Here is a 21841-nt window from a genome sequence, read left to right on the forward strand (position 1 = left end):
CGTATTTATATCGGCGGTGTTAAATACAGATATCACGCTCTTTAATTCGGAAATAAAACCTTAATCACCAATATTGAAAATGTCACACATTGATATTCGTAACTTTCAATAGTGTTACGCACCTCACCAATATTGAAAGAAATATGCCAAATATGAAAATTTTCAATATTGTTTGCTGGCTCAACAATATTGAACGTCAGATACTTAAAAAAGTTAAAAAACCACAACCAACAAATTGATAAATAAAGAAAAATCAAAATTTAGACACAAAATAATCAACGCAAAAAAGTGTGACGAAGATAACAGAATCACCCGAAGTGAATACCCATCATGAGTTACTCATTGAGGCGTCCCAGAGGTTAAAAACTTATCAACAAATCATTAATAATAAATAAACAAACGTTCATGGACTGGCACGCTAAATAAATTTCGTTTTCACACTGGAATTCACTTATGAAAAATGAAAAGAAAAAATCGGGAATTGAACCGAAGGTTTTTTTTCCGCCATTAATAATTGTCGGGATACTTTGCTGGCTAACAGTCAGAGATCTTGATGCCGCTAACGTCGTTATTAATGCGGTATTCAGTTATGTCACCAACGTCTGGGGTTGGGCATTTGAATGGTATATGGTCGTCATGCTCTTCGGCTGGTTCTGGCTGGTTTTTGGCCCCTATGCCAAAAAGAGATTAGGTGACGAAAAACCGGAGTTTAGCACCGCCAGCTGGATTTTCATGATGTTCGCCTCCTGTACATCCGCTGCGGTTCTGTTCTGGGGCTCTATTGAGATCTACTACTATATCTCCACCCCGCCGTTCGGCCTGGAACCAAATTCCACGGGCGCGAAAGAGATAGGCCTGGCGTACAGCCTGTTCCACTGGGGGCCGCTACCGTGGGCAACCTATAGCTTCCTTTCCGTGGCCTTCGCCTACTTCTTCTTTGTACGCAAGATGGATGTCATCCGCCCCAGCTCCACGCTGGTACCGCTCGTCGGTGAAAAGCATGCGAAAGGGTTGTTCGGTACCATCGTCGATAACTTCTACCTGGTGGCGCTGATCTTCGCGATGGGCACCAGCCTCGGTCTGGCTACCCCGCTGGTCACCGAGTGTATGCAATGGCTGTTCGGTATTCCGCATACGCTGCAATTGGATGCCATCATCATTACCTGCTGGATCATTCTGAACGCGATTTGCGTGGCCTGCGGCCTACAAAAAGGGGTCAGAATCGCCAGCGATGTGCGTAGCTACCTGAGCTTCCTGATGCTCGGCTGGGTGTTTATCGTCAGCGGCGCCAGCTTCATCATGAACTACTTCACCGACTCCGTCGGGATGCTGTTAATGCATCTGCCACGGATGCTGTTCTATACCGACGCCATCGGTAAAGGCGGCTTCCCACAGGGCTGGACCGTTTTCTACTGGGCGTGGTGGGTTATTTACGCCATCCAGATGAGTATCTTCCTGGCCCGTATTTCCCGTGGTCGTACCGTACGTGAGCTGTGCTTCGGGATGGTGATGGGTCTGACCGCGTCTACCTGGATCCTGTGGACTGTCCTTGGCAGTAACACGCTGCTGCTGATGGATAAAAACATCCTCAACATTCCGCAACTGATTGAGCAACACGGCGTGGCGCGCGCCATTATCGAAACCTGGGCCGCCTTGCCGCTCAGCACCGCCACCATGTGGGGCTTCTTCATCCTCTGCTTTATTGCCACCGTTACGCTGATTAACGCCTGCTCTTACACCCTGGCGATGTCGACCTGTCGCGAAGTTCGCGATGGTGAAGAGCCGCCTCTGTTAGTGCGTATCGGCTGGTCGGTGCTGGTCGGCATCATCGGTATCGTTCTGCTGGCGCTGGGCGGGTTGAAGCCGATTCAGACCGCGATTATCGCCGGAGGATGCCCGCTGTTCTTCGTCAACATTATGGTGACGCTGTCCTTTATTAAAGACGCCAAAGTGCACTGGAAAGACAAGTAATTCTTATTAACCCAATTGATCAAGAGGCTGAAAGATGGATTTCAACTTAAATGACGAACAGGAGCTGTTTGTCGCCGGTATTCGCGAACTGATGGCCAGTGAGAACTGGGAAGCTTATTTTGCCGAGTGCGATCGTGACAGCGTCTACCCTGAGCGTTTTGTAAAAGCGCTGGCGGATATGGGTATTGATAGCCTGCTGATCCCGGAAGAACACGGCGGTCTGGAAGCGGGTTTTGTTACCGTCGCCGCCGTCTGGATGGAGCTGGGACGTCTTGGCGCGCCAACTTACGTGTTGTACCAATTGCCGGGAGGTTTTAACACTTTCCTGCGTGAAGGAACTCAGGAGCAAATTGATAAAATCATGGCCTTCCGGGGCACCGGTAAGCAGATGTGGAACTCTGCTATCACCGAACCGGGAGCGGGATCGGATGTTGGTAGTCTGAAAACCACTTATACACGCAAAAATGGTAAGGTTTATCTTAATGGCAGTAAGTGCTTTATCACCAGTAGCGCCTATACCCCGTACATCGTGGTCATGGCGAGAGACGGTGCATCGCCGGATAAACCGGTTTACACCGAGTGGTTTGTGGACATGAGCAAAGCAGGTATCAAGGTCAACAAACTGGAGAAACTCGGTCTGCGCATGGACAGCTGCTGTGAAATCACCTTTGACGACGTTGAACTGGACGAGAAAGACATGTTCGGTCGGGAAGGTAACGGCTTCAACCGCGTGAAAGAAGAGTTTGACCATGAGCGCTTCCTCGTCGCGCTGACCAACTACGGTACCGCAATGTGCGCTTTTGAAGACGCTGCGCGTTACGCGAATCAGCGCGTGCAGTTTGGTGAAGCTATTGGCCGTTTCCAGCTGATTCAGGAGAAGTTTGCGCATATGGCGATCAAACTGAACTCCATGAAAAATATGCTGCTGGAAGCCGCGTGGAAAGCAGATAACGGCACTATTACCTCCGGCGACGCGGCAATGTGCAAATACTTCTGCGCCAACGCCGCGTTTGAAGTGGTAGACACCGCCATGCAGGTACTGGGAGGTGTTGGTATCGCGGGCAACCACCGCATCACGCGTTTCTGGCGTGACCTGCGCGTTGACCGTGTTTCTGGTGGTTCTGATGAAATGCAGATCCTGACGTTGGGTCGTGCGGTACTCAAGCAATACCGCTAATCGATCCCTTGTAGGCCTGATAAGACGCGGGGCGTCGCCATCAGGCAATCATGCCGGATGGCGCTGTGCTTATCCGGCCTACATACCGCAAAAAATGCCAGGAGAAAAATGATGAATCATTTACCAATGCCAACCTTTGGCCCGCTTGCTGGGGTACGCGTTGTTTTTTCGGGAATCGAAATCGCCGGTCCATTCGCCGGACAGATGTTCGCCGAATGGGGCGCCGAGGTTATCTGGATTGAAAACGTCGCATGGGCCGATACCATCCGCGTACAGCCTAACTACCCGCAGCTCTCACGCCGCAACCTGCACGCCCTGTCGCTGAATATTTTCAAAGATGAAGGTCGGGAAGCGTTTCTGAAACTGATGGAAACCACCGATATTTTCATTGAAGCCAGTAAAGGACCGGCCTTTGCCCGCCGTGGTATTACTGATGAAGTGCTGTGGGAACATAACCCGAAACTGGTCATTGCCCACCTTTCCGGCTTCGGCCAGTATGGTACCGAGGAGTACACCAATCTTCCGGCGTATAACACCATCGCGCAGGCATTCAGTGGTTATCTGATCCAAAACGGCGACGTTGATCAGCCGATGCCAGCCTTCCCGTATACCGCCGATTACTTCTCCGGGATGACCGCGACGACAGCCGCGCTGGCAGCCCTGCACAAAGTACGCGAAACGGGTAAAGGTGAAAGCATCGATATCGCCATGTACGAAGTGATGCTGCGCATGGGTCAGTACTTCATGATGGACTACTTCAACGGCGGCGAAATCTGTCCACGTATGACGAAAGGGAAAGACCCCTACTACACCGGTTGCGGCCTGTATAAATGCGCCGATGGTTACATCGTCATGGAGTTGGTCGGCATCACGCAAATCAACGAGTGTTTTAAAGATATTGGCCTGGCCCATATTCTCGGTACGCCGGAAGTTCCGGAAGGCACGCAGCTCATCCATCGCGTGGAATGCCCTTACGGCCCGCTCGTCGAAGAGAAACTGGACGCCTGGCTGGCAACACACACTATCGCCGACGTTCAGGCGCGCTTTGCTGAGCTGAATATCGCCTGTGCGAAGGTGCTCACCATTCCGGAACTGGAAGGTAATCCGCAGTACGTTGCCCGCGAATCGATTACTCAGTGGCAAACAATGGACGGTCGCACCTGTAAAGGGCCGAACATCATGCCGAAATTTAAAAACAACCCGGGGAAAATCTGGCGTGGCATGCCGTCACACGGCATGGATACCGCCGCCATTCTGAAAAACATTGGTTATAGCGAAGCAGATATTAAGGAACTGGTCGGCAAAGGCCTGGCCAAAGTTGAGGATTAAACGCGATGCGCTAATCGGTTTTCCGGTTAGCGCTCACGCCTGATTTCAGTGGATAAAGCAATATGGATATCGTTGGCGGACAAAACTTACGTCAGATGTGGGACGACCTGGCCGGGGTGTACGGAGATAAAACGGCGTTAATTTTCGAATCCTGTGAGGGAATCGTTCGGCAGTTTAGCTATGCTTCGCTCAATGAAGAGATTAACCGCACGGCGAACCTTTTTTATTCCTTAGGGATCCGCAAGGGTGATAGGGTCGCGCTGCATCTGGATAACTGTCCGGAATTCATCTTTTGCTGGTTTGGACTGGCAAAAATCGGCGCCATTATGGTGCCGATTAATGCCCGCTTACTGGGCGAAGAAAGCGCCTGGATCCTGCAAAACAGCCAGGTGAGTCTGCTGGTTACCAGCGCCCAGTTTTATCCTATGTACCGTGAAATACGCCAGGACAATAGCACTCCGCTTAATCATATCTGTCTGATTGGCGAGCAGCTTCCGGCTGACGACGGCGTGAGCCACTTTACCCAACTACAAGCACGCCAGTCGGCCACGCTGTGCTATACGCCCGTGTTATCCACTGACGATACGGCGGAAATTCTGTTTACCTCCGGTACCACCTCGCGTCCAAAAGGGGTGGTGATTACCCACTATAACCTGCGTTTTGCAGGCTACTACTCTGCCTGGCAAATCGCCCTGCGCGATGATGACGTGTACATGACGGTGATGCCCGCGTTTCATATCGACTGCCAGTGTACCGCCGCAATGCCAGCCTTTTCCGCCGGCAGCACCTTTGTCCTGCTAGAGAAGTACAGTGCCAGGGCATTCTGGGATCAGGTACGTAAATATCAGGCGACGGTGACCGAGTGCATTCCGATGATGATCCGCACGCTGATGGTCCAGCCCGCCGCGCCAACGGACAGGCAGCATCATCTGCGCGAAGTGATGTTCTATCTCAATCTATCCGCGCAGGAAAAAGACGATTTTACCGAACGCTTTGGCGTCAGGCTGCTGACCTCCTACGGTATGACTGAAACCATCGTCGGTATTATCGGCGACCGTCCCGGAGACAAACGGCGCTGGCCTTCCATTGGTCGCGTGGGTTTTAGCTATGAAGCTGAAATTCGCGACGATCAAAATCGCCCGCTGCCCGCCGGAGAAATTGGCGAAATCTGTATTAAAGGCATCCCCGGCAAGACTATCTTCAAAGAGTATTACATGCAGCCGGAGGCAACCGCCAGGGCGCTGGAACCAGAGGGCTGGTTACATACCGGTGATTCGGGTTACCAGGATGAGGATGGCTATTTCTATTTTGTCGACAGACGCTGCAACATGATTAAACGCGGCGGGGAAAATGTCTCCTGCGTCGAGCTGGAAAATATTATTTCTGCGCATCCGAAAATTCAGGACATTGTGGTGGTTGGTATTAAAGACGCGATCCGTGATGAGGCCATTAAAGCGTTTATCGTCCTTAATGAAGGTGAAACATTAAGCGAAGCCGAGTTTTTCAGCTTCTGCGAAAACAATATGGCGAAATTCAAGGTTCCCTCTTTTATGGAGATCAGAACTGACCTGCCACGCAATTGTTCAGGAAAAATAATCAAAAAAAATCTGAAATAAACCTTCCGGCAGGAATCCCTCCCGCCGGGAAACTATTTATCTGGAGATGAACTATGAGTGAGTCATTACATCTGACCCGTAACGGCCCGATCCTGGAAATTACCCTCGACCGACCTAAAGCGAATGCCATTGACGCGAAAACCAGTTTTGCGATGGGTGAAGCTTTTCTTAATTTCCGTGACGACCCGGAATTACGCGTAGCAATCATTACCGGCGGCGGTGAGAAATTCTTTTCTGCTGGCTGGGACTTAAAAGCGGCAGCGGAAGGTGAAGCGCCAGATGCCGATTTTGGTCCCGGCGGCTTTGCTGGTTTAACCGAAATATTTGACCTCGATAAGCCGGTCATCGCCGCGGTGAACGGCTACGCGTTTGGCGGCGGTTTTGAGCTGGCGCTGGCGGCAGACTTTATTGTCTGCGCCGAAAACGCCAGCTTCGCGCTGCCGGAAGCAAAGCTCGGCATCGTGCCTGACAGCGGCGGCGTATTGCGTCTGCCTAAGCTGCTGCCACCGGCTATCGTCAACGAAATGGTAATGACCGGCAGACGAATGAGCGCCGAAGAAGCGCTGCGTTGGGGGATCGTGAACCGCGTTGTCAGCCAGAGCGAACTGATGGATAGCGCGCGCGAACTGGCGCAACAACTGGTCAATAGCGCCCCGCTGGCTATCGCGGCGCTGAAAGAGATTTATCGCGCGACCAGCGAAATGCCGGTAGAAGAAGGCTACCGCTACATCCGCAGCGGCGTACTGAAGCATTATCCGTCGGTACTGCATTCAGAAGATGCGCTCGAAGGACCGCAGGCATTTGCCGAAAAACGCGATCCGGTGTGGAAAGGTCGTTAATATGACTATGCCGGATGGCGCTTCGCTCATCCGGCCTACAGCACATGCGCAACCGTAGGCCGGATAAGGTGTTTACGCTGCCATCCAGCAAAAAACCGAGGTACAACTATGAGCTATTACGCCTTTGAAGGACTGATCCCGGTGGTGCATCCGGACGCGTTTGTCCATCCCAGCGCCGTGCTGATTGGCGATGTCATCGTGGGCGCCGGTGTTTATATTGGCCCACTCGCGTCATTGCGTGGGGATTATGGTCGCCTGATCCTGGAGGCAGGCTCTAATCTGCAGGATGGCTGCATTATGCATGGCTACTGCGATACCGATACCATCGTGCATGAAAACGGCCATATCGGCCACGGCGCTATTCTACATGGCTGCGTGGTGGGACGGGACGCCCTGGTCGGCATGAATAGCGTCATTATGGACGGCGCAGTGATTGGCGAAGAGAGCATTGTCGCCGCCATGAGTTTTGTCAAAGCCGGATTTCAGGGTGAGGCAAGGCAACTGCTGGTGGGATCACCGGCGCGCGTACTACGCCAAGTTACGGACCAGGAGCTGCACTGGAAACGCCTCAATACCAAAGAATATCAGGATCTTGCGATCCGTTGTCGAACGGGGTTATCTGAAACGAAGCCGTTAACGCAGGTCGAAGAAAACCGACCGCGCCTGAAAGGCACGACGGACGTGAAGCCAAAATCAGCACAGTAATTGATGCCGGATGCGCTCACGCTTATCCGGCCTACGCGTCAATTACCGTTTACCCCGCCATCAGGTTAAACAGACAATTAGCGACGCATACTCTTGGAGAGCATCATCTGCCATTTCTGCTCACGGTTTAGCTCTGTGGGGGGAACGGCAGACAGTCGCGGCGCTTTCGCCACGCTCACTTTTCTTTCCTGCAAATTATGATTCAATCGGCGATAGAGTTGAGAGTCGATACTCACGACTTTCACCAGACGCTGGCACTGGCAGCCTCGTCCTGCAATTTGGTTAGGGATCATCTTCACTTCACAAACAATTTCCCCCACTTCTGACAGAATATAGGAGAGCGTATTAATTGCTTTGCAATGTTCAATATCAAATTGACGGGAAATCTCCCTGGCAGTGATCCATCGGTTCTCTGCCATCATCCAGTCAGCAATTAACAAATAAAGCGGTCTTTCAACATATTTTTCACACATAAGCACACCATTTCACAAATTAAAAATCTGGCTACGGCCTGTCCAAACTAATAAAAACTAAGCCATATTAAAATTGTGGATATGCAAGATAGTATGCGACTTAAATATTGATTAGTGTGAGCAATATCGTGCTTATTACATTGAAAATGTGGTTACGGAAACGGACTTCTCCAGGAATGACCTTACGCAAGATAAAAAAAGGGTTTCTTTACAGAAACCCTTTCAACATTATATTACAGGTCCGGTTAGAGCAATATCCGCCGGACCCTTTGTTTACGACTTTTTGATCTGCGCGTGCATTTCCTGCACCGAGGTTACCTTCTCGGTGGCATCAGCATTGAGCGCCATCGTCGTGGCAAAACCGCCGTTCAGCGTGGTGTCATAATGCACTTTATACTGCAGCGCGCTGCGGCGAATCACCCTGGAGTCTTCAATCGCGCGGCGGCCTGCGGTGGTGTTGATGATGTAGGTATATTCGCCATTCTTGATACGGTCCTGAATGTGCGGACGACCTTCATGCACCTTGTTCACCAGACGCGGGTTGATACCGGCTTCGCCCAGCACAATCGCCGTACCGTGGGTGGCATCCAGCTCAAAGCCCTGTTTCAGCAGCTTGGCGGCGAGATCCACCACGCGCTCTTTGTCGCCTTCGCGGACGGAGAGCAGCGCACGGCCCTGTTTCTTCATGGTGGAGTTACTGCCCAGCTGCGCCTTAGCGAACGCTTCCGCGAAGGTACGGCCGACGCCCATCACTTCCCCGGTGGAGCGCATTTCTGGCCCTAACAGCGGGTCAACGCCCGGGAATTTGTTAAACGGCAACACCACTTCTTTCACCGAGTAGTACGGCGGGATAATTTCTTGGGTCACGCCCTGCTCGGTCAGCGATTTGCCGGCCATCACGCGCGCCGCCACTTTCGCCAGAGGCACGCCGGTGGCTTTAGAGACGAACGGTACGGTACGCGCCGCACGCGGGTTGACTTCAATCAGGTAGACTTCGTTGTCCTTGACCGCAAACTGCACGTTCATCAGGCCGCGCACCTGCAACTCGAAGGCCAGCTTCTGCACCTGCTGGCGCATCACGTCCTGAATTTCCTGGCTCAGGGTGTAGGCCGGCAGGGAACAGGCGGAGTCGCCGGAGTGTACGCCCGCCTGCTCAATGTGCTCCATAATGCCGCCAATCAGCACCATTTCGCCGTCGCAGATAGCGTCCACGTCCACTTCAACCGCGTCATCAAGGAAGCGGTCCAGCAGCACCGGCGCATCGTTAGAGACGCTGACCGCCGTCTGGAAGTAGCGACGCAGATCGGCTTCGTCATAGACAATTTCCATCGCCCGACCGCCCAGCACGTAAGAAGGACGTACCACCAGCGGGTAGCCGATCTCTTTCGCTTTTTCGACAGCCTGTTCAATGGCGGTGACGGTGGCGTTGGCCGGTTGCTTCAGCTTCAAACGGTCAACCGCATGCTGGAAGCGTTCACGGTCTTCCGCGCGGTCGATGGCGTCCGGGCTGGTGCCGATTACCGGCACGCCTGCCGCTTCCAGCGCGCGCGCCAGCTTCAGTGGAGTCTGGCCGCCGTACTGCACGATAACGCCTTTCGGCTTCTCGATGCGCACGATTTCCAGCACGTCTTCCAGCGTCACCGGCTCGAAGTACAGGCGGTCGGAAGTGTCGTAGTCGGTGGAGACGGTTTCCGGGTTACAGTTGACCATGATGGTTTCGTAACCGTCTTCGCGCAGCGCCAGCGAGGCATGGACGCAGCAGTAGTCAAACTCAATGCCCTGGCCGATACGGTTCGGGCCGCCGCCGAGGACCATGATTTTATCGCGATCAACGGACGGGTTCGCTTCGCACTCATCTTCATAAGTGGAGTACATGTAGGCGGTATCGGTGGCGAATTCCGCCGCGCAGGTATCCACGCGTTTGTAAACCGGGTGCAGGTCATACTGGTCACGCAGCTTACGGATTTCCGCTTCACGCACGCCCGCCAGTTTCGCCAGACGCGCATCGGCAAAGCCTTTACGCTTCAGCTGACGCAGGAAGTCGGCGTTGAGGCCGGTAATCCCGACGTCAGCCACTTTCTCTTCCAGACGCACCAGCTCTTCAATCTGCACCAGGAACCAGCGGTCGATGTTGGTCAGGTTGAACACGCCGTCGACGGAGAGGCCTGCGCGGAAGGCATCGGCGATGTACCAGATACGATCAGCGCCCGCATCTTTCAGCTCGCGGCGGATTTTGGTCAGCGCTTCCGGGTCGTCGAGGCTGACTTTCGGGTCGAAACCGGTGGCGCCCACTTCCAGGCCACGCAGCGCTTTCTGCAGGGATTCCTGCTGCGTGCGACCAATCGCCATCACTTCCCCGACCGATTTCATCTGGGTGGTCAGACGGTCGTTGGCACCGGCGAATTTCTCGAAGTTAAAGCGCGGAATTTTAGTAACCACATAGTCGATGGACGGCTCGAAGGAGGCCGGAGTGCGCCCGCCGGTGATGTCGTTCATCAGTTCGTCAAGGGTGTAACCCACCGCCAGTTTGGCGGCTACTTTGGCAATCGGGAAGCCGGTGGCTTTCGACGCCAGCGCCGAGGAGCGGGAGACGCGCGGGTTCATTTCGATAACGATCAGACGACCGTTTTTCGGGTTCACTGCGAACTGGACGTTAGAACCGCCGGTTTCGACGCCGATTTCACGCAGTACCGCCATCGAGGCGTTACGCATGATTTGGTATTCTTTGTCGGTCAGGGTCTGGGCGGGCGCCACGGTGATGGAGTCCCCAGTATGGATACCCATTGCGTCGAAGTTTTCGATAGAGCAGACGATGATGCAGTTGTCGTTTTTATCACGCACCACTTCCATCTCGTACTCTTTCCAGCCGATCAGCGATTCATCAATCAGCAGCTCGTTGGTTGGCGAGAGGTCCAGACCGCGTTCGCAGATTTCTTCGAACTCTTCACGGTTGTAAGCGATACCGCCGCCGGTGCCGCCCATGGTAAAGGACGGACGGATGATGCACGGGAAGCCCACGTCAGCGGCAACCGCCAGCGCTTCTTCCATGGTGTGCGCGATACCGGAACGCGCGGTGTCGAGACCAATTTTCTTCATCGCGATATCGAAGCGACGACGGTCTTCGGCTTTATCAATGGCGTCGGCGGTGGCGCCAATCATGGTGACGCCGAACTCTTCCAGCACGCCCTGCCGCTCCAGCTCCAGCGCGCAGTTCAGCGCGGTCTGGCCGCCCATGGTCGGCAGCACCGCATCCGGACGCTCTTTTTCAATGATTTTGCGCACCACTTCCCAGTGAATCGGCTCGATGTAGGTGGCATCGGCCATTTCCGGGTCGGTCATGATGGTGGCCGGGTTGGAGTTCACCAGAATAACGCGGTAGCCCTCTTCGCGCAGGGCTTTACACGCCTGAGCGCCGGAGTAGTCAAACTCACACGCCTGACCGATAACAATCGGACCCGCGCCCAGAATCAGGATGCTTTTTATATCTGTACGTTTTGGCATGGCTCTTATTACTCCTGATTATTTCGCGGACTGACGGTATTGCTCAATAAGCTCGATAAAGTGGTCGAACAGCGGCGCCGCATCGTGCGGGCCCGGGCTCGCCTCCGGGTGTCCCTGGAAGCTGAACGCCGGTTTGTCGGTACGATGAATCCCTTGCAGGGTGCCGTCGAACAGCGACTTGTGGGTCACACGCAGGTTGGCTGGCAGCGAGTCTTCATCCACCGCAAAGCCGTGGTTCTGCGCGGTGATCATCACCACGTTTCTGTCCATATCTTTTACCGGATGGTTGCCGCCGTGATGGCCGAACTTCATCTTAACGGTCTTCGCACCGCTCGCCAGCGCCAGCAGTTGATGGCCGAGGCAGATGCCAAATAGCGGAATGTCGGTTTCGAGGAATTTCTGGATAGCAGTAATCGCGTAGTCGCACGGGGCCGGATCGCCAGGGCCGTTTGACAGGAAGATGCCGTCCGGATTCATTTTCAGCACCTCTTCAGCAGAGGTCTGCGCTGGCACCACCGTCAGGCGGCAGCCGCGATCCACCAGCATACGTAGAATGTTGCGCTTGGCGCCAAAATCGTAGGCCACCACGTGGAACGGCAGGTCATCCTCAGATTTCGCTTCCGGTAAACCGTCTTTCAGCGTCCAGCTACCCTGCGTCCAGCGGTAAGTTTCCGCCGTGGTCACTTCTTTCGCCAGATCCATACCGTTCAGTCCAGGAAATGCTTTCGCTTTTTCCAGCGCCAGCTTCGCATCCGGGCTATCGCCTGCAATGATGCAGCCGTTCTGTGCGCCTTTCTCACGCAGCAGTCGGGTCAGCTTGCGGGTATCGATATCAGCAATCGCCACAATGTTATGCCGTTTGAGGTAAGAAGAGAGGTCTTCGGTGTTACGGAAGTTGCTGGCAATCAACGGCAGATCGCGAATCACTAAACCTTGCGCATGAACCTGAGAAGATTCTTCATCGGCTTCATTGGTGCCGACATTACCAATATGGGGATAAGTAAGAGTGACGATTTGGCGGGAATAGGAAGGATCAGTGAGGATTTCTTGATAACCGGTCATTGAAGTATTGAAAACGACTTCCCCAACCGCCGAACCCGTTGCCCCAATGGCCCGACCGTGAAACTGGGTTCCGTCTTCCAGAACCAATAGCGCTGACTTAATCAAAACACCCTCCAGAGAATATTCACTCACTTTATTTGCATATTAATTCATTCAGTCAGTATGAAGCAATGCAAATTTGCTTACCCGTGGATTTCTGGCAAACGGCGGCATTCTGAAGTTAAGCCGGATAAAAGTCAACTTAAAGAGGGTATTTTTTATGTTATTTTGCACATTATAAGGAAGTTATTCTGTTTAAGAGGCAAAAAGATCAACTAAGTGACGATAGAAAACGCTTGCGCTTCCTTGAGTTCGCAAAAAACTGGCTGGCATGATAAAAAGTGGACCAAATGGTCAAATTTCACATTAAAACAACAAAAAACAACGATAAAAACTAACTTAATAGCCATCAATGTAATTAAATGCATAAAAATTCAAAATTAATCAAATTAACAAGAAAAACATTTTAAAAATCAATAAATTAAAAATATAAAAAACAAATCAAATGCATTATAAAATCAACAAAAAACAGCAAATTAAGACAATGTAATGACAACTCCAATCGCGATATAAATATCCAGCTTCTTTTTCTTTAAGACTAGCGCATACGATTGGACCACAACCAGCCTCACTACAGCATAAAAAAGCCAACCTATTGAAGCAAAAGAGATAAAACGCCCCCGTGGAACAGCACTAACCCCCCGATGGATATCAGTCTTATTAGTCTGGTCGAGGTGCCTTTTGCATACGGTAAGCCACTGCGGCAGAACATGTCGTGGGCGAAGAAACTGTCGAAACATGAATGGTGAAAAGCGTTATTTATCTGACCGAATAACCGGGGGGGCAAAAAACAAAAGGGCAATAATATATTGCCCTTTGTAATCAATTAATCTTGATTACCACAACCACATCACGAAGGTATTTAGTCGCTATAATACATCCAGCCCCAGCACATCCCGCATGTCAAATAGCCCATTTTTCTTCGTTTTTAGCCATAACGCCGATCGCAACGCGCCATTTGCAAACGTCATGCGGCTGGAAGCTTTATGCGTAATCTCTACGCGCTCGCCAATATCGGCAAACATCGCGGTATGTTCGCCGACGATGTCGCCCGCCCGAACGGTCGCAAAGCCAATCGTGCCCGGTACGCGCTCGCCGGTATAACCTTCACGCGAGTAGACCGCGCAGTCCTTCAGATTTTTATCCAGCGCCCCGGCGATTGCCTCGCCCATTGCCAGCGCCGTACCCGACGGTGCATCCACTTTATGGCGGTGGTGCGCTTCAATAATTTCAATATCGCTATAGTCGCCCATTACCTTCGCGGCTTTCTCCAGCAGCTTGAGCATGACGTTAACGCCGACGCTAAAGTTTGCGGCGAAAACGATCGCAATCTCTTGCGACGCCTCGCGAATGGCCTGTTTACCGGCGTCGTCAAAGCCGGTAGTACCAATCACCATCCCTTTACCATGCTGGCGGCAAAACGCCAGATGCGTCAACGTGCCTTCCGGACGGGTAAAATCGATGAAAACGTCAAAATCATCTTTTACCGCCTCAAGACTGCTTTGAACGATCACGCCGGACTTTCCCGCCCCCGCCAGTTCGCCAGCATCGCTGCCCAGCAAGGAAGAGCCTTCGCGCTCCAGCGCGGCACCCAGCTGAACACCTTCCATCGCCATGGCGGCCTGGATTAACTGCCGTCCCATGCGGCCACCGGCGCCGGCAATGGCGACGCGGATTTGTGCTTCATGCATAGCTATTCTCTTTTGTAAAAATTGCGTAAACCGTTTTCAGAGTAACCAGCGCGCCCGGAGGCCGCCATCTAAAATCGCCGATAATTAGAAATTAATGATAAACAGGGAGCGATATCAGTAAAAGACATGATTCATCCCGCAGGATGAATCATTGCTGGAGAGAATGAAAGAAGAGAAACTTACTCAGGATAGAGGGAACCGGCAGGAAAATGACTTAAAAACCAGGTCACTGCCAGTAAATCCGCGCTACCGCCAGGGCTTAAGTTACGCAGGATGAGTTCATCATCGAGGGACTGCATCGCTTCAATGCCCCCCTCAACCAATACGCCCCCTTGCCACAACAATTTTTGTGCCTGCTGCTGCACGTAGTAAAGCCCTTCCAGGCCTCCCCGTGACACCAGATTGGTATCATCATTCCACGCCATCAGATGCAACAATGTTTGCAGTAGGGCAAGATGGGTATCGTCATGCTCCTGCACGACCCGGTTAAACACCGGCAAAGCCTGCGTTCTGACGGTTCGAAAACCGCTTTCCGCTTCTCCCCGCGCGCCCGACAGGCCATAACACTGGAAATGGGTTTCACTCTTTGTCAGTTTTCCCGCTTTTTTTGCTGAGAGCTCGTGGGCAACAATATTCCGACTCAGGCGGGCAACCTGGTCGCAGATACGATTTTGCTCCAACGGTTCTCCCCGCGCGAGAAGTCGGCCAATCGCTGCGCTCAGCAGGCCAAAAGCGAAAATCGCCCCGCGATGGGTATTCACACCATTGGTCGCCTGTAGCATATCGTTCTCACAGGCCATCCCCAGCGGACGCAGCATCACCAGGACATTTTCTGCCGCCAGCGCCGCCGTGTTGTTGCCCATGATAAAAAACTTTTCCATCCATGGAGCAATGGCGGTAGTGCTACGTTCAAATGCCGCCAGATCCATATCCCTATGCGCTCCCGAATTACGAATATCGACCAGACCGGGTTTTGGTGTCAGCCTGGCTTCCGTCAGCAGCGCTCTTGCAACCAACCCGTTAAGATCGCCAGCCGCCAGCGATGAGTACGCTGGCGTACGCCGTTCAGTTACAACGCTCACGCTCATAGCATTCAATCCTTCGTGCAATTTCATCCAACAAAAGGTCAAGGGTGTGATGCTTGCCCCGGGCACAGAGATGAGCATCCTGCTGGCATATCAAACATGGCCGGGCAGGATACCCGAGTTCACGGCGTGATAGCGACTTACCGTCGCTATCAATAATGTCGATGTCCCAAAGCCGCCCTAACGGATGGCTCATCTCTAGTGTCGACATGTGCTGTTTCAACGCCATTGCCGGCGCACAGACCGCTGCCATCCATTCCGGGCCGCTGCGTTCATTTACCTGCATTTCCCAGACGTTGACCCACTCCTTCTGTTCGCAAAGCGCCAGTATTTCGGCAATTGCGTAATCGGCGACACGCCGCCAGACCGCTGAGTTTTTAACGGCGCCCGGTGCAACCAGCGTGAGGGAAATCAACGGTAGCCGATAGCAGTTCAACGCCTGACGCTGTCTGGCGGCACGTTTATCGCGCGCTTGTAGCATCTCCTCCAGCGTAACTGCCTGGCCCTGGTACAGCAGGTCTGTGCCCTTCATCAGCCTTTAACCTGGCGAATCACGTCAATCACTGAACCGTCGCGATAACGCACCACAGCCACCACCCGATCGGTAAACTCAATCGGCTGCGGTTTACCGGTCAGTTGCTCAGCGCGCTGTTGCAGTTGTTCGATGGTCATCAGCGCCACGCCCGCAGCACGCAGGTTATCAAGCAGATCCTGACGCGCAGGGTTCACCGCAATACCATGGTCGGTAACCAGCACATCAACACTTGCCCCAGGCGTGACGGTAGTCAGCACTTTTTCCACCACGCATGGGATTCGGCCACGGACCAGCGGTGCGGTAATAATGGTGAGATCGGCCCCTGCTGCCGTATCGCTATGGCCGCCCGATGCGCCACGCAGTACGCCGTTTGAACCGGTCATCACGTTAACGTTGAAATTCACGTCAATTTCCAGTGCGCTCAGCATCACCACATTCAGGCGTTCGCATGCCGCGCCTTTAGAGGCGGGGTTCGCGTATTGATTGGTTGAGATTTCAATATGATGTGGATTCTGCGCCAGCGAACGGGCTGCATCGCCATCGAATGATTGCGTATCCAGCAGCGCTTTGATCAACCCTTTCTCATGCAGATCCACCATGGTGCCGGTGATCCCGCCCAGGCCAAAACTCGCCGTAATGTTGTGGCGACGCATTTTGTCTTCCAGGAAACGGGTGACCGCCAGAGAAGCGCCACCGGTGCCGGTTTGCAGCGAGAAACCATCACAAAAATAACCTGAGTGTTCGATCACATTGGCCGCCTGCCGGGCGATCAACAGTTCACGCGGGTTGCTGGACAGACGAATCGCGCCCGCAGTGATTTTTTCCGGATCCCCTACTTCGTCCACCTGTACGATCAAATCAACCTGATCCTGCGCGATACTGGCCGGATAATTGGGGAATTCGACCCACTCTTCAGTCAGGAGCACCACACATTTAGCGTACTGCGCATCAACCTGCGCATACCCCAAAGAGCCGCAGCGTGACTTGCCGCTAAAGCCGTTCGCATTACCAAATTCGTCGCAGCACGGCACGCCGAGGAAAGCGACATCAATATTCAGCTCACCGCTCTGAATCAGCTTTACGCGGCCGCCGTGAGAGTGGATCTGTACCGGGTTTTCCATCAGGCCAGCGGAGATCTCTTCCCCTAACTTGCCGCGCAGCCCGGAGGTGTAAATCTGCCGCACCACGCCATTTTTAATGTGTTCGATAAGCGGCCAGTGGGCATCAATTAATGAGCTGGAGGCAAGCGTCAGATCGCGGAATCCCATTTCCGCCAGCTTCGCCATCACCATATTGACAACTTTGTCGCCACCACGAAACGCATGGTGGAAGGATATCGTCATGCCATTTTTAAGCCCGGAACGACGAATAGCCTCTTCAAGCGAGTCACAAATTTTACGCCGACGCTTTTCCGTTTCACTGGCAAGCCACGGGCTGTTCGCTGTTACCCCCTGGTAGGGCTGTAATCCTTCCGGTACGACATATTGCTGGTTGAGCATGGTTACAGTCTCTTTCATGGTTCCTTCCTTAATCACGAATACCGGAAGCCGACAGCGCCACCACTTTGCGCGCGTGGTCGATAATCGGGCCGTCAATCATTTTGCCGTTGAGTGAAACGACGCCCAGACCGCGAGACTCAGCCTCTTCAGCGGCGGCAATCACCTCATACGCATGCTCAACTTCTTTACGTGTCGGAGAATAAGCCTGATGTAACAGCTCAATCTGACGTGGGTTCACTAAGGACTTACCGTTAAAACCAAGCCCTTTCGCCAACTGCACTTCCTTCAGGAAGCCTTCTTCATTATTGATATCCGACCAAACGACATCATAGGCGGCAATACCCGCAACGCGCGCCGCATGCAGCACTGCGCAGCGGGCGTAGAACAGCTCGGTGCCATCGCCCCGGCTGGTGCCCATATCCATCACGTAATCAAATGCCGCCAGCGCAATTGCCACCATGCGCGGGCTGGAGGTGGCGATGTCGACGGCATTGACCACGCCTTTCGCTGATTCGATCGCCGCCATCAGCCTGGTACTGCCGACTTCACGTCCACATTCACGTTCGATCCGTTCAACCTGCGCTTCCAGCTCCAGCACATCGTTTTTGCTGTCGGTTTTCGGCAGACGCACGATATCCGCGCCACCACGCACGACGGCCTCAAGATCGGCCAGACCGAATGGCGTGTTCAGTGGATTAATGCGCACCACTTTTTCAACATCCTGATAGAACGGATGTTGAAGCGCGTGATGGACTAAAAGACGGGCGGTATCTTTCTCACGTAATGCTACGGCGTCTTCTAAGTCGAACATCACCGCGTCCGCACCATAGACAAACGAGGTGCTCAACATGGCCGCATTTGCGCCGGGGATAAACAACATACTGCGACGAGGTCTCATAACGCACTCCATTGAATTTCCGTTTGTTCTGCAGCGCGTAACGCCGCCGCCTGCACTCGGGCGCGTAAAATACACTCCAGCGCGCCTTTGTCATCGACGCTAACCAGCGCGCGTTCAACGCCCAGCTTCGCCAGCGTTTCCCGAACCACCTGCTCAATCGCCGCGCCAAACTGCTGCTTCACCAGACTCTCTAGCTCCAGCCGAATTCCTGGCTCGCTGGATGGACCAATCCTGATCATCACATCGCTGGATTCCAGCGTGCCTGCCAGGGCATCTTTAATGATTTTCATTAGTTATGTTCCTTGTTAACGGTGTTACGTCATATGGTTTCAGTGTGTCTGGCGGCATGCCGCTGCAGATATGCCAGGGTGCCAGCAGGCACCAGCGCGCTTATTGCCGGCCAATTACGTTCGCTATACAGTTTTCTGACGCGAGAGGCGGAAATAGCCGCGCCGTTTTTCTCCACCCGCGCCAGCTCGACGACCTCAATAACCGGGCCGCTACGCTTCGGATCGTGCAAAATGTCGTGCATTCGCTGGTTATAGGCACAGGTCAGAGGGCAAAACGGTTCACTGCCGACAAAACGATGGGTAATCCCCAGCGCTGGAGCCAGATGTTCACGGAAGAGTTGCAGATCGATCTGGCAATGGCAGTCGTCCACAACCCCTTTTTCTTTGAGGAAATAGCCGGGAAACGTCGCACGCGAGATCATATAAGCGGAGCCGGAATGCAACGTGACGTTGTCAATGCCCGCGATTCCTTGTTCGATCAGCGCCCAACGGTCGGTATAGGAAAAAAATGAAGCATCTTCTTTGACTACAAACAGATGCAACCAGTCACAGGCCGCAGCCGCTTGCTCCACCAGATAACGGTGGCCCAATGTAAACGGATTGGCGTTCATGACGATGGCGCCGATCGTTTTTCCCGGTTGACGATAAAGCGCCAGTTGGCGACAAAAGCGCGCTAACCGTTCACTGCTGTTCTCCATTAACACCGCCAGCTCACCTGCCTGCGCAATGGGCCAAAACCCCGCGCCAGAAAACAGCAACCGATTTTGCGGCTTAGTGAACAGGAAAAGCTCGCTGCGGTTTAACTCGTAGGCCAATGTAAGCAGCTCAGTCAGCAGTTTGAGGCTGAGCCCTTCCCCTTGTAAAACCGGGGAAACGGCGATGCATTTCAGTACGTTTCCGGCCAGCGAGCCGCATCCAACTATCTCACCCTGCCAATATGCGCATACTGCGATTTCACAATCATCTTCCAGGGCGAGTCCCACGCCCTCCAGAAACATGGCGACCGACTCGCGACGCAATACATCCTTTTGCAAATAAATGCGTTTAAATATTAGATTCACTCTATTCTGCATCCGTCAGCAAATAACGTCGCATATTTCGCCAGCGTTTGTATTACTCGTCTGGAATAGACATCACACTTTCCCCCTTGCTTTTATAAGCTTTATGGTTTTTATTTCCTTAATTAACCAGAGTTAATAAAAATAATTAAATTAATTAAAAACACAACCATTCAGTGAAGATAGTCACATCTCACGGTTCATTGAATTTATTAGTATGCGCGGGTCTTGTTACCCATCAATACACAGGAAAATGTTTATGACCAACATGACCCAGGCTTCGGCGACGGAGAAAAAGGGGGCCAGCGATTTACTCAGATTCAAAATCTTTGGTATGCCGCTACCGCTTTATGCCTTTGCATTAATTACTTTATTACTGTCTCATTTCTATAACGCTATACCGACTGACTTAGTCGGTGGTTTTGCCCTTATGTTTGTGATGGGAGCCATTTTTGGTGAAATCGGCAAACGTTTACCGATCTTCAATAAATATATTGGCGGCGCACCGGTTATGATATTTCTGGTTGCAGCTTATTTTGTCTATGCTGGCATATTTACGCAGAAAGAAATTGATGCGATCAGCAACGTAATGGATAAAAGCAACTTCCTTAACCTGTTTATCGCAGTGTTGATCACAGGCGCTATCCTGTCGGTAAACCGTAAGCTGCTATTAAAATCACTGCTGGGCTATATCCCAACTATCCTCGCCGGGATTGTCGGCGCGTCCCTTTTCGGTATCGTCATTGGTCTGTGCTTCGGTATCCCGGTCGACCGTATCATGATGCTGTACGTTCTGCCGATTATGGGCGGTGGTAACGGCGCGGGCGCCGTGCCTCTGTCTGAAATTTATCACTCGGTTACCGGACGTTCTCGCGAAGAGTATTACTCAACGGCTATTGCTATTCTGACCATTGCGAATATCTTCGCCATTATTTTCGCCGCCCTCCTCGATATGATAGGCAAAAAATACACCTGGCTTAGCGGTGAAGGTGAATTGGTTCGTAAGGCTTCCTTCAAAACCGAAGATGATGAAAAGGCCGGTCAGATTACCCATCGTGAAACGGCGGTTGGCATGGTGCTATCCACCACCTGCTTCCTGCTGGCCTATGTCGTTGCCAAAAAAATTCTGCCAAGCATCGGCGGCGTCTCTATTCACTACTTCGCCTGGATGGTCCTGATTGTTGCTGCGCTGAACGCATCAGGTCTTTGCTCACCGGAGATTAAAGCCGGGGCGAAACGTCTTTCTGACTTCTTCTCCAAACAACTGCTGTGGGTGTTGATGGTAGGTGTGGGTGTTTGCTACACCGATCTGCAAGAGATCATCGATGCCCTGACGTTCGCGAACGTCGTTATCGCCGCAATCATTGTGGTCGGCGCTGTCGTTGGCGCAGCTATCGGGGGCTGGTTGATTGGCTTCTACCCGATTGAATCATCCATTACTGCGGGTCTTTGTATGGCCAACCGCGGCGGCTCCGGCGATCTGGAAGTGCTCTCCGCCTGTAACCGTATGAACCTCATTTCATATGCACAAATTTCCTCTCGTCTGGGCGGCGGTATTGTGCTGGTTATCGCTAGCATCGTGTTCAGCATGATGGTGTAAAAAAACGCACGGCGGTGTCTTTGCCGCAAACGACCTGGAGAAAAGTAGAGGCCAAAGCCAGAGGTGGCCAAGGGAAATCCACTCTACTCCTTAGCCGGATTCACCAGGAAGGTTGTCGTCAAGGCCACCGTCGTGCCTCTCATTATGGAAAATGATTCATGAATGAAGCTGTACTACTGGGTGAAGGTTTCACCCTGATGTTTTTAGGGATGGGGTTCGTACTGAGCTTTCTGTTCCTGCTCATCTTTGCCATTCGCGGCATGTCTGCCGTGATTACTCGCTTCTTCCCGGAACCCGTCGCCGCGCCCGCACCGCGCGCCGTTCCCGTCGTGGACGACTTCACCCGCTTAAAGCCGGTGATTGCCGCCGCCATTCACCATCACCGCCTTAACGCTTAATTCCCGGAGGGATCC

18 protein-coding genes are annotated in these 21841 nt (G+C 52.8%); 8 read left to right on the forward strand and 10 right to left on the reverse strand.

Features of this window, described 5'->3' with window-relative positions:
* The first annotated feature begins 453 nt into the window (after positions 1–453).
* The 6 genes from caiT (at position 454) to caiE (ending at position 7637) form a co-directional block, all read left to right on the forward strand.
* Positions 454–1971, forward strand: a complete 1518-nt coding sequence (gene caiT, locus NA330_RS08735; RefSeq protein ID WP_000787073.1) for an L-carnitine/gamma-butyrobetaine antiporter — start codon at positions 454–456, stop codon at positions 1969–1971.
* Positions 1972–2005: 34 nt separating this feature from the next.
* Positions 2006–3148, forward strand: coding sequence for a crotonobetainyl-CoA dehydrogenase (gene caiA / locus NA330_RS08740; protein WP_000347134.1), 1143 nt, complete (start codon positions 2006–2008; stop codon positions 3146–3148).
* A 111-nt stretch (positions 3149–3259) separates the two neighbouring features.
* Positions 3260–4477, forward strand: coding sequence for an L-carnitine CoA-transferase (gene caiB / locus NA330_RS08745; RefSeq protein WP_023241669.1), 1218 nt, complete (start codon positions 3260–3262; stop codon positions 4475–4477).
* 62 nt (positions 4478–4539) lie between these two features.
* Positions 4540–6093: a crotonobetaine/carnitine-CoA ligase gene (gene caiC, locus NA330_RS08750; protein ID WP_023241668.1), complete on the forward strand. Its 1554-nt coding sequence runs from the start codon at positions 4540–4542 to the stop codon at positions 6091–6093.
* A 53-nt stretch (positions 6094–6146) separates the two neighbouring features.
* Positions 6147–6932 (forward strand): crotonobetainyl-CoA hydratase, encoded by a 786-nt coding sequence (gene caiD / locus NA330_RS08755; RefSeq protein ID WP_000004376.1) that lies wholly within the window; start codon positions 6147–6149, stop codon positions 6930–6932.
* A gap of 108 nt (positions 6933–7040) precedes the next feature.
* Positions 7041–7637, forward strand: coding sequence for a carnitine operon protein CaiE (gene caiE, locus NA330_RS08760; protein WP_000122863.1), 597 nt, complete (start codon positions 7041–7043; stop codon positions 7635–7637).
* 77 nt (positions 7638–7714) lie between these two features.
* Here the strand turns inward: caiE and caiF are convergent, their stop codons facing one another.
* From caiF to citC, 10 genes are all read right to left on the reverse strand, one after another.
* Positions 7715–8110, reverse strand: coding sequence for a carnitine metabolism transcriptional regulator CaiF (gene caiF, locus NA330_RS08765; protein ID WP_000333324.1), 396 nt, complete (start codon positions 8108–8110; stop codon positions 7715–7717).
* Between the two features lie 273 nt (positions 8111–8383).
* Positions 8384–11611, reverse strand: coding sequence for a carbamoyl-phosphate synthase large subunit (gene carB / locus NA330_RS08770; RefSeq protein ID WP_023241667.1), 3228 nt, complete (start codon positions 11609–11611; stop codon positions 8384–8386).
* Between the two features lie 18 nt (positions 11612–11629).
* Entirely contained in the window at positions 11630–12778 is a 1149-nt protein-coding gene (gene carA / locus NA330_RS08775; RefSeq protein WP_000597280.1) for a glutamine-hydrolyzing carbamoyl-phosphate synthase small subunit, read from the reverse strand.
* A gap of 863 nt (positions 12779–13641) precedes the next feature.
* Complete coding sequence (dapB, locus tag NA330_RS08780; RefSeq protein ID WP_000544032.1) at positions 13642–14463, reverse strand: 4-hydroxy-tetrahydrodipicolinate reductase; 822 nt, start codon at positions 14461–14463, stop codon at positions 13642–13644.
* Between the two features lie 179 nt (positions 14464–14642).
* Positions 14643–15551, reverse strand: coding sequence for a triphosphoribosyl-dephospho-CoA synthase CitG (gene citG, locus NA330_RS08785; protein ID WP_000117014.1), 909 nt, complete (start codon positions 15549–15551; stop codon positions 14643–14645).
* Complete coding sequence (citX, locus tag NA330_RS08790; RefSeq protein ID WP_000679052.1) at positions 15529–16080, reverse strand: citrate lyase holo-[acyl-carrier protein] synthase; 552 nt, start codon at positions 16078–16080, stop codon at positions 15529–15531. Before citX ends, citG begins: the two co-directional genes overlap by 23 nt.
* A complete protein-coding gene (gene citF, locus NA330_RS08795) occupies positions 16080–17600 on the reverse strand; it encodes a citrate lyase subunit alpha (protein ID WP_000665573.1) in 1521 nt (506 codons plus the stop codon). The genes citX and citF overlap by 1 nt, the downstream gene beginning before the upstream one ends.
* Before the next feature lie 10 nt (positions 17601–17610).
* Entirely contained in the window at positions 17611–18480 is an 870-nt protein-coding gene (gene citE / locus NA330_RS08800; protein WP_001247811.1) for a citrate (pro-3S)-lyase subunit beta, read from the reverse strand.
* Entirely contained in the window at positions 18477–18770 is a 294-nt protein-coding gene (citD, locus tag NA330_RS08805; protein WP_000691461.1) for a citrate lyase acyl carrier protein, read from the reverse strand. Before citD ends, citE begins: the two co-directional genes overlap by 4 nt.
* Positions 18771–18799: 29 nt before the next feature.
* Positions 18800–19843, reverse strand: a complete 1044-nt coding sequence (gene citC, locus NA330_RS08810; protein ID WP_072103227.1) for a [citrate (pro-3S)-lyase] ligase — start codon at positions 19841–19843, stop codon at positions 18800–18802.
* Between the two features lie 244 nt (positions 19844–20087).
* On the opposite strand from citC, the gene citS reads away from it, so the two are divergent.
* Positions 20088–21428, forward strand: a complete 1341-nt coding sequence (citS, locus tag NA330_RS08815) for a citrate/sodium symporter CitS (protein ID WP_000183602.1) — start codon at positions 20088–20090, stop codon at positions 21426–21428.
* 158 nt (positions 21429–21586) lie between these two features.
* Entirely contained in the window at positions 21587–21826 is a 240-nt protein-coding gene (locus NA330_RS08820; RefSeq protein ID WP_001001155.1) for an oxaloacetate decarboxylase subunit gamma, read from the forward strand.
* Positions 21827–21841 lie beyond the last annotated feature (15 nt).

Source organism: Salmonella sp. NW722 (assembly GCF_051702785.1).
GTDB lineage: Bacteria > Pseudomonadota > Gammaproteobacteria > Enterobacterales > Enterobacteriaceae > Salmonella > Salmonella enterica.

What these genes read in the sequence shown, in the direction of transcription:
- citF (WP_000665573.1), bottom strand. Translation starts at nt 17,600, where the DNA reads ATGAAAGAGACTGTAACCATGCTCAACCAGCAATATGTCGTACCGGAA.
- citS (WP_000183602.1), top strand. Translation starts at nt 20,088, where the DNA reads ATGACCAACATGACCCAGGCTTCGGCGACGGAGAAAAAGGGGGCCAGC.
- caiC (WP_023241668.1), top strand. Translation starts at nt 4,540, where the DNA reads ATGGATATCGTTGGCGGACAAAACTTACGTCAGATGTGGGACGACCTG.
- carB (WP_023241667.1), bottom strand. Translation starts at nt 11,611, where the DNA reads ATGCCAAAACGTACAGATATAAAAAGCATCCTGATTCTGGGCGCGGGT.
- citX (WP_000679052.1), bottom strand. Translation starts at nt 16,080, where the DNA reads ATGAAGGGCACAGACCTGCTGTACCAGGGCCAGGCAGTTACGCTGGAG.
- citD (WP_000691461.1), bottom strand. Translation starts at nt 18,770, where the DNA reads ATGAAAATCATTAAAGATGCCCTGGCAGGCACGCTGGAATCCAGCGAT.
- caiA (WP_000347134.1), top strand. Translation starts at nt 2,006, where the DNA reads ATGGATTTCAACTTAAATGACGAACAGGAGCTGTTTGTCGCCGGTATT.
- caiF (WP_000333324.1), bottom strand. Translation starts at nt 8,110, where the DNA reads ATGTGTGAAAAATATGTTGAAAGACCGCTTTATTTGTTAATTGCTGAC.
- citG (WP_000117014.1), bottom strand. Translation starts at nt 15,551, where the DNA reads ATGAGCGTGAGCGTTGTAACTGAACGGCGTACGCCAGCGTACTCATCG.
- NA330_RS08820 (WP_001001155.1), top strand. Translation starts at nt 21,587, where the DNA reads ATGAATGAAGCTGTACTACTGGGTGAAGGTTTCACCCTGATGTTTTTA.
- caiD (WP_000004376.1), top strand. Translation starts at nt 6,147, where the DNA reads ATGAGTGAGTCATTACATCTGACCCGTAACGGCCCGATCCTGGAAATT.
- caiT (WP_000787073.1), top strand. Translation starts at nt 454, where the DNA reads ATGAAAAATGAAAAGAAAAAATCGGGAATTGAACCGAAGGTTTTTTTT.
- citE (WP_001247811.1), bottom strand. Translation starts at nt 18,480, where the DNA reads ATGAGACCTCGTCGCAGTATGTTGTTTATCCCCGGCGCAAATGCGGCC.
- citC (WP_072103227.1), bottom strand. Translation starts at nt 19,843, where the DNA reads ATGCAGAATAGAGTGAATCTAATATTTAAACGCATTTATTTGCAAAAG.
- caiB (WP_023241669.1), top strand. Translation starts at nt 3,260, where the DNA reads ATGAATCATTTACCAATGCCAACCTTTGGCCCGCTTGCTGGGGTACGC.
- caiE (WP_000122863.1), top strand. Translation starts at nt 7,041, where the DNA reads ATGAGCTATTACGCCTTTGAAGGACTGATCCCGGTGGTGCATCCGGAC.
- dapB (WP_000544032.1), bottom strand. Translation starts at nt 14,463, where the DNA reads ATGCATGAAGCACAAATCCGCGTCGCCATTGCCGGCGCCGGTGGCCGC.